The organism is Sphingomonas sp. (genome assembly GCF_035758555.1).
In the GTDB taxonomy this organism is placed as follows: domain Bacteria; phylum Pseudomonadota; class Alphaproteobacteria; order Sphingomonadales; family Sphingomonadaceae; genus Sphingomonas_B.
The window spans coordinates 1-7231 of sequence record NZ_DASTXI010000107.1; the positions used below are offsets into that span (position 1 = coordinate 1).

The following is a 7231-nucleotide window of genomic DNA, read 5'->3' on the forward strand; positions in this document are numbered from 1 at the left end:
GTGCTGGGCGCGGAGGAAGGCGAGCGCGGCGTGCTCGCGACGCGCCTCCACGCCGACGGTCGGCACAACGATCTGCTCTACGTCGACGGCGGTCCGTCGACCACCGGCACGGTCGGCAAGCTTCGGATGAAGGGCCGCGAAGTGTTCCGCCACGCGGTGGTGAACCTCGCCGCGGTGATGAACGAAGCGCTGCACGCCGCCGGCCTCGATGCATCCGATGTCGACTGGGTGGTGCCGCACCAGGCCAATGCCCGCATCCTCGACGCGACCGCGAAGAAGCTAGGCCTGCCGCCGGAGAAAGTCGTCGTCACCGTCGACCAGCACGCGAACACGTCGGCAGCCTCGGTGCCGCTCGCGCTCGACACTGCCGTCAAGGACGGGCGGGTGAAGCGCGGCGATCTGGTGGTGCTGGAAGCAATGGGCGGCGGATTTACTTGGGGCGCGTCAGTCCTGCGCGTTTAGCTATTTAACGTATGCGCATTGATTTCGGGCCCGGAATCGGGTTTCTTGTGGATAAGCTTTGAGGGGGACTCTTATGGCTGAGGCCGATCCGATGATCCGAACGGACCCGGGCACGCTGACCAGGGCGGACCTGGCCGAATCGCTGCACCGGCAGGTCGGCCTGTCCCGCGCCGAATCGGCCAGCATCGTCGAGCGCATCCTCGCGCATATGTGCGAGGCGCTGTCGAACGGCGAGAACGTCAAGATCTCCGGTTTCGGCAGCTTCGTGCTGCGCGACAAGGGCGAGCGGATCGGCCGCAATCCGAAGACGGGCGTCGAAGTGCCGATCGCGCCGCGCCGCGTGCTGACCTTCCGCGCCAGCCAGATGCTGCGCGACCGCATCGTCGCAGGGTGAGGCTGGCTGATAGGCGCCACAAAAGGTCCGTTCGTTTCGAGCGAAGTCGAGAAACGCACCTCCGCGCCGAACCCGCTTCTCGACTTCGCTCGAAGCGAACGGGTTTGAGCGCATGAACAAATCCGAAGAGGCATTTCGCACGATCGGCGAACTGGCTGAGGAGCTCGGGCTTCCGCAGCATATCCTGCGCTATTGGGAGACGCGTTTCCCGCAGCTCCGTCCGCTGCAACGCGCCGGCAACCGCCGCTATTACCGCCCCGCCGACGTGGCGCTGGCAAAGCGGATCGATCGGCTGCTGAACCGCGAAGGCTATACGATCAAAGGCGTCCAGAAACTGCTGGAGGAGAAGGGGGCTGACGCTGTGCGCGCCGATCCGGCTCCTCAAGCTCTGTCCGTTGCCGAATTGAAACGCATTCGCGCGCTATTGGCGGACGCATTGGCAGAGGACGCGGCGCGTTACTCTGAATCCTGAAAGCGCGGCCATCGGGCAAATGCGATATAATATAGGGCGATCACGTTCAGCAGCGGGATGAAGACCAACACGCCCCATAGCGCGTTCAGTCCCGCCTTCCGGCATATCAGGCTGCAGCAGCAGGCGAAAAAGGCGTAAAGGGCCAGATCAATAAGGGTCTCCATCGGGTCACCTGTATCCCGCAGGTTCATTCGGCCACTCACGGAACGCGAGTATGCCGATCGAAATGAAAATCCCAATCCCAGGAATAAGGGTCAGAAAGCCCAAGGCACCGTTCAGCCCGGCTCGCACGAATATGTTCACGATGGGAATCGTGAGCACCACAAGAATGATGACATAGAGAATTAGGGACCCCAAGGCTGCCTCCCCCGTTGCCAGTGCGCAACACCTGGATTGCGCAGCTGCGTAGTTATGTCTGACCGGGTCCCAGCGCCGGATCAAGGTCTCTCGGCCGCACGAACTTTTCCAACCGCGCGCTGCGCGCCGCCAACTCTTCCCATTCTACCTCAAATGCGAGAACCGCCACACTGCCGGTCGGGAATTTGTCTTCCACCGAATCGCGGATCGCGTCGCCGTCGTCAGGGGTAAGCATCAGCGCCAGATCTTCCATGCCCGGATTGTGGCCGCACAGGAGGAGGTTCTGCGCTTCGGCCGGGGCTTCGTTCAGCACGTCGAGCAGGTGGACGCAGGAGGCGAGATAGACGCGGCGGTCCCAGACCGGCTTCAGCGTCCGGCCATAGCCTTCCCAGAAGGCGTCGAGCGTCTCGATGCAGCGGACGGCGGGGGAGGAAATCACGTGATCCCAGGCCAGCCCTTCGCGCCGGCAATGCTCGCCCATCGTCCGCGCCGCGCGCTTGCCTTTCGCATTCAGCGGCCGGTCGAAATCGCGCTGCACGGAATCTTCCCAGCCCGACTTCGCGTGGCGCAGCAGGGTGAGTGTCCTCATATTCCCCCCGTCAGCACATCCTCCCGTCCCGAATGCCCGGAAACCGGAGCGGAGGAAAGTCGGGATCGCACCTGCTCCACTGCCTCGGCAAGCGTCACGCGGCGGATCGGCGTGCCGGCCGGAAAGGCGGTGAGCAGCCGCGAGGGGCACGCGCTCGACAGCAGCACGAACGCGCCGCGATCGTCGGCGCGGCGGATCAGGCGGCCGAATGCCTGGGCGAGGCGCGCTCGCACCATACGTTCCTCGTAGGCGCTGCCGCCCTGCGCCAGCTTGCGCGCGGCATGGAGCACCGTCGGCTTGGACCAGGGCACGCCTTCCATCACCACCAGCCGCAGCGAATGGCCGGGCACGTCGACGCCATCGCGCAGCGCATCGGTGCCGAGCAGCGAGGCGTGCGGATCGTCGCGGAAGATGTCGACGAGCGTGCCGGTGTCGATCGGATCGACATGCTGGGCGAAGAGCGGCAGCCCGTCGCGGGCGAGCCGGTCGGCGATGCGGGCGTGGACCGCGCGCAGCCGACGGATTGCGGTGAACAGGCCGAGCGCGCCGCCGCCCGCCGCCGCGATCAGGCTCGCATAGGCGCCGGCCAGCTGGGGAATGTCGCCCTTCTTCACGTCGGTGACGATCAGCACTTCGGCCTGGCCGGCATAGTCGAACGGGCTCGGCGCCTCGAAGCGGAGCGGCGGGCGGGACAGGTGACACGCGCCGGCCCGCGCCTCGGCCGCGGTCCAGTCGCCGTTCGACAGCGTCGCCGAGGTGACGATCACGCCATGCGCGGGTTTCAGCACCAGCTCGGCGAGCGGGCGGGTCGGGTCGAGCCAATGGCGATGCAGGCCGACGTCGTACTCGCGGCCCTCCGCGCGATCGACCGCCAGCCAGTCGACGAAATCCGAATCCGCCGGCCCACCGACGCGGCCGAGCAGCGCGATCCAGCCGGCGAGCGTGTCGATACGCCAGCCGAGCGACATGACCGCGCCTTCGATCCGCGCCCGTGCCTGGCCATCGAGCCAGTCAGGCGCGTCGGTCAGCACCGCTTCCAGCCGGCGGCCGAGCTGGACCAAGGGCCGGTGCAGCGCCTCCAGCGCGGCGGCGGCGTTGCCGGCCGCCTCGACCAGGGCGCCGTCGGGGTCGACCAGCTCGGTCTCCAGCCCATAGCCGGCATCCTCGGCGGCCGCCCGCGCGTAGACGGTGCCGCGGACGGCCGCGAGCAAGGCCTCGATCGCGCCGAAGGGCTGGCCTTCGCCGAGGCGCTGGAGCCACCCGTCGGACGGCAGCGCCTGCGCCGCGTTGGACGCAGCGGCGATCGCCCGACCGCCTTCCTCGTCATAGCTGGCGACGTCCGACAGCCGCGCGGCTAGCCCGCGCCGCCGGCCTCGCGCATTGCCTTCGGGGCCGGTCACCCAGCGGCGCAGCTCGATCGTTTCCTGACCCGTCAGCGCGGTCGAGAACATCGAATCGGCGGCCTCGAACAAGTGATGGCCTTCGTCGAAGATCAGGCGCGTGGGGCGATTCGCCGCTTCCCGTCCGCGCGCGGCGTTGACCATGACCAGCGCATGGTTGGCGACGACGATCTCCGCATCGGCGCTGGCCCGCGAGGCGCGCTCGATGAAGCATTTGCGATAGTGCGGGCAGCCCGCGAACACGCATTCGCCGCGCCGATCGGTCAGCGCGGTCGAGCCGTTGCGGCGGAACAGGGTCGGCAGCCAGCCCGGCAGGTCGCCGCCGACCATGTCACCGTCCCTGGAGTAAGCGGCCCAGCGCGCGACCAGTTGCGCCAGGATCGCCGCGCGGCCGCCGAAGCCGCCCTGCAGCGCATCCTCCAGGTTCAGGAGGCAAAGGTAATTCTCCCGTCCCTTGCGCACGACCATCTTGTCGCGGCGCGTGCGTGGATCGGGGAACAGCTTTTCGCCTTCGCGGTCGAGCTGGCGCTGGAGTGCCTTGGTGAAGGTCGAGACCCAGACCGCGCCGTCGGCCTCCTGCGCCCAGAGCGACGCGGGAGCGAGGTAACCGAGCGTCTTGCCGATGCCGGTGCCGGCCTCCGCCAGCAGCAGCGCGGGCGAATCATTGGACGCGCGAGGGCCGAACGCAGCGGCGGCGGCCTCGGCATAAGCGCGCTGGCCGGGCCGTTCCTCGGCGCCGTGACCAGTCAGCTCGTCGAGCCGGTCGGCGGCGGCGGCAGGCGGCACGTGGATCGTGCGCGGCGGCGCGCGCGGTGGCTTTTCCTCCCATTCGGGCAGCCGCGCGAACAGCCAGCGTTCCTGCCGCTCCGGCCGGGCGACGACGCGCGACACCGCCGCCGCCCAGGGCCAGCGCAGCCGGCCGAGCGACTGGGCCGAGGTCCACGCGCCTTCGCGCTCGTGCCAGTCCGGTGCTTCCATCCGCGCGAGCAACCTCTCGGCGGCACGGAGCAGGAAGGTGGCGGCGCTCGCATCGTCGGCGGGCGGCCCGAGCCCGATGGCACGGGCGAGACCCTTCGCCGTCGGCACCGAGAAGCGTGCCGGGTGCACGAAGGCGAACAGCTCCAGCAGGTCGAGCCCCGACAGCTCCGGATAGCCGAGCCGCGCGGCGACCAACGGCGCGTTCAGCAGGATCATCGGCGTATCCGCCGCCCGCGCAATCGCCTCTCCGCGCCCGACCGCGCGCGCCTCCCCGTCGGGCGCGGCGATCCAGATGCCGGCATGGCTGGCGTGCAGCGCGGGATAGGGGAGCGGGGTCACCGCCCCGGCATGAGGCAAGTGGAACAGATTGGCAACACTAGTAGAGGCTGGCTGTCTCGATGCTCAGGCCGGGAATGGTCCGGCTATCGAGCCGATCCCCGAGCGCGATGGTTTCCTGCCGCCGGTAGCCGTGCGCCTTGGGCTCCCAGAAAACATGGATACGCTCGTCGCGAAGGTCCACGATCCAATATTCAGGAAGCGCGTAATCGCCGTAGAGTTCGTATTTATAGCCGAGTGCGCCGGCCCTGTTCGTATCCGCGACCTCGATGGCGAGCTTCACCAGGTCACCCGGGATGTATTCCGCCGATCCCGCGAAAGGACTGCTGACGATCCCGTCCGGCTCCGGAAGGCTGTGGTCCGATAGTCTGATCGTCACGTCGCACAAAGCGATGAGCGTCGCGTCCATCGCACGTAAGGCATCGCGCAGCCGATAGCTGATTTCGTTCTTCGCCTTGGCGTGCCTGCTCCACTCCGAGTTCACCTCGACAATAACCCCCTCGACAAGCTCCACCCGCGCATAGCGGTCGAGCGCCCCCGACGCTTGCAGGAGCTCATAGTCCCGGATCGTCAGTTTGACGGGATTGGACCCGCTCATGGCCTGGAACTCGCTCATGGCCTCCTCATAACATTTGCGGCCTGCATTCCAAATCGGCAAAGGCGCATGCCATGAACGATCTCCGCGCCGCCGCGATGCAATCCAAGGCCTGGCCCTATGAAGAAGCGCGCAAGCTGCTGAAGCGCGTCGAGAAGGAGGCGCCCGCCAAGGGATATGTGCTGTTCGAGACCGGTTACGGCCCCTCGGGCCTGCCGCACATCGGCACGTTCAACGAAGTGCTGCGCACGACGATGGTGCGCAATGCCTTCCATGCGCTGTCCGACATCCCGACCAAGCTGATCGCCTTTTCGGACGACATGGACGGGCTTCGCAAGGTGCCGGACAATGTGCCGAACCAGGAGATGCTGCGGGAGTATCTGGGCAAGCCGCTGACGCGCATCCCGGACCCGTTCGGCGAATATGAGAGCTTTGCGCATCACAACAATGCGATGCTGCGGCGCTTTCTCGACCGGTTCGGGTTCGAGTATGAGTTCGCTAGCTCGACAGAATATTATACCTCGGGCCGGTTCGATTCCGTGCTGCGGACCGTGCTGGAGCGGTATCAGGCGATCCTGGACGTGATGCTGCCGACGCTGCGCGCCGAGCGGCGGGCGACCTATTCGCCGGTGCTGCCGGTCAGCCCCAGGTCCGGCGTGGTGCTGCAGGTGCCGGTCGAGGTGCTCGATCCGGCTCAGGGATTGGTGCGGTTCGAGGACGAGGGCCAGACGGTCGAGCAGTCGGTGTTCGGCGGGCAGGCCAAGCTGCAATGGAAAGTCGACTGGGCGGCGCGCTGGGTCGCGCTGGACGTCGATTACGAGATGTCGGGCAAGGACCTGATCGATTCGACGATCCAGTCCGGCAAGATCGCGCGCGTGCTGGGCGGCCGCCCGCCCGAAGGTTTCAACTATGAGATGTTCCTCGACGAGAAGGGCGAGAAAATCTCCAAGTCCAAGGGCAACGGGCTGAGCCTTGAGCAGTGGCTGACCTATGGGCCTGAGGAGAGCCTGGCCTTCTTCGCCTATCGCGAGCCGAAAAAGGCGAAGCAACTGCACATGGGCGTGATCCCGCGCGCCGTGGACGATTATTTCCAGTTCCGCGGCAATTATCCGACCCAGCCGGTCGAACAGCAGCTGGGCAACCCGGTCCACCATATCCATGACGGCAATGTTCCGGCCGAGCCGCTGCCAGTGACGTTCGGGCTGCTGCTGAACCTGGTCGGCGTAATGGGCGCCGATGCGACCAAGGAACAGGTCTGGGGCTATCTCGGCAATTACGTCGCCGATGCCTCCCCGGAGCGGTATCCGGAGCTGAGCAAGCTGATCGGCCGAGCGCTGGCCTACAACCGCGATTTCGTCGCGCCGACGCTGAAGCGGCGCAAGCCCGAAGGCGTGGAGGTGCCGGCGCTGGAACGGCTCGACCGCGAGCTGGCCGCGCTCCCCACCGACGCCAGGGCCGAGGATATCCAGAACATCGTCTATGCGATCGGCAACGAGGGCGGGTTCGAGAACCTTCGCGATTGGTTCAAGGCGCTGTACGAAACACTGCTGGGCTCGTCCCAGGGCCCGCGCATGGGCAGCTTTATCGCGCTCTATGGGATCGAGAATACCCGCAAGCTGATCGCGGAAGCGCTGGCCTAGTCTCAAAT

General features: G+C 66.8%; 7 protein-coding genes. 4 read left to right on the forward strand and 3 right to left on the reverse strand.

Annotation, left to right across the window (positions count from 1 at the left end):
- From VFT73_RS06495 to VFT73_RS06505, 3 genes are all read left to right on the forward strand, one after another.
- Positions 1-462 (forward strand): 3-oxoacyl-[acyl-carrier-protein] synthase III C-terminal domain-containing protein (locus VFT73_RS06495; RefSeq protein ID WP_326409358.1); only part of this gene is annotated, 462 nt, incomplete at its 5' end.
- 73 nt (positions 463-535) lie between these two features.
- Complete coding sequence (locus VFT73_RS06500; protein WP_326409359.1) at positions 536-856, forward strand: integration host factor subunit alpha; 321 nt, start codon at positions 536-538, stop codon at positions 854-856.
- 112 nt (positions 857-968) lie between these two features.
- On the forward strand, positions 969-1328 hold the full coding sequence (locus tag VFT73_RS06505; RefSeq protein WP_326409360.1) for a MerR family transcriptional regulator: 360 nt from the start codon (positions 969-971) through the stop codon (positions 1326-1328).
- A 409-nt stretch (positions 1329-1737) separates the two neighbouring features.
- Here the strand turns inward: VFT73_RS06505 and VFT73_RS06510 are convergent, their stop codons facing one another.
- The 3 genes from VFT73_RS06510 to VFT73_RS06520 are packed head-to-tail and all read right to left on the reverse strand — an operon-like array spanning position 1738 to position 5604.
- Positions 1738-2274, reverse strand: coding sequence for a SixA phosphatase family protein (locus tag VFT73_RS06510; protein WP_326409361.1), 537 nt, complete (start codon positions 2272-2274; stop codon positions 1738-1740).
- Positions 2271-4991 (reverse strand): ATP-dependent DNA helicase, encoded by a 2721-nt coding sequence (locus VFT73_RS06515; protein ID WP_326409362.1) that lies wholly within the window; start codon positions 4989-4991, stop codon positions 2271-2273. Before VFT73_RS06515 ends, VFT73_RS06510 begins: the two co-directional genes overlap by 4 nt.
- A gap of 37 nt (positions 4992-5028) precedes the next feature.
- Complete coding sequence (locus VFT73_RS06520) at positions 5029-5604, reverse strand: Uma2 family endonuclease (protein ID WP_326409363.1); 576 nt, start codon at positions 5602-5604, stop codon at positions 5029-5031.
- 53 nt (positions 5605-5657) lie between these two features.
- Between VFT73_RS06520 and VFT73_RS06525 the strand changes: the two genes are divergently transcribed.
- On the forward strand, positions 5658-7223 hold the full coding sequence (locus VFT73_RS06525; RefSeq protein WP_326409364.1) for a lysine--tRNA ligase: 1566 nt from the start codon (positions 5658-5660) through the stop codon (positions 7221-7223).
- The last annotated feature ends 8 nt before the right edge of the window (positions 7224-7231 follow it).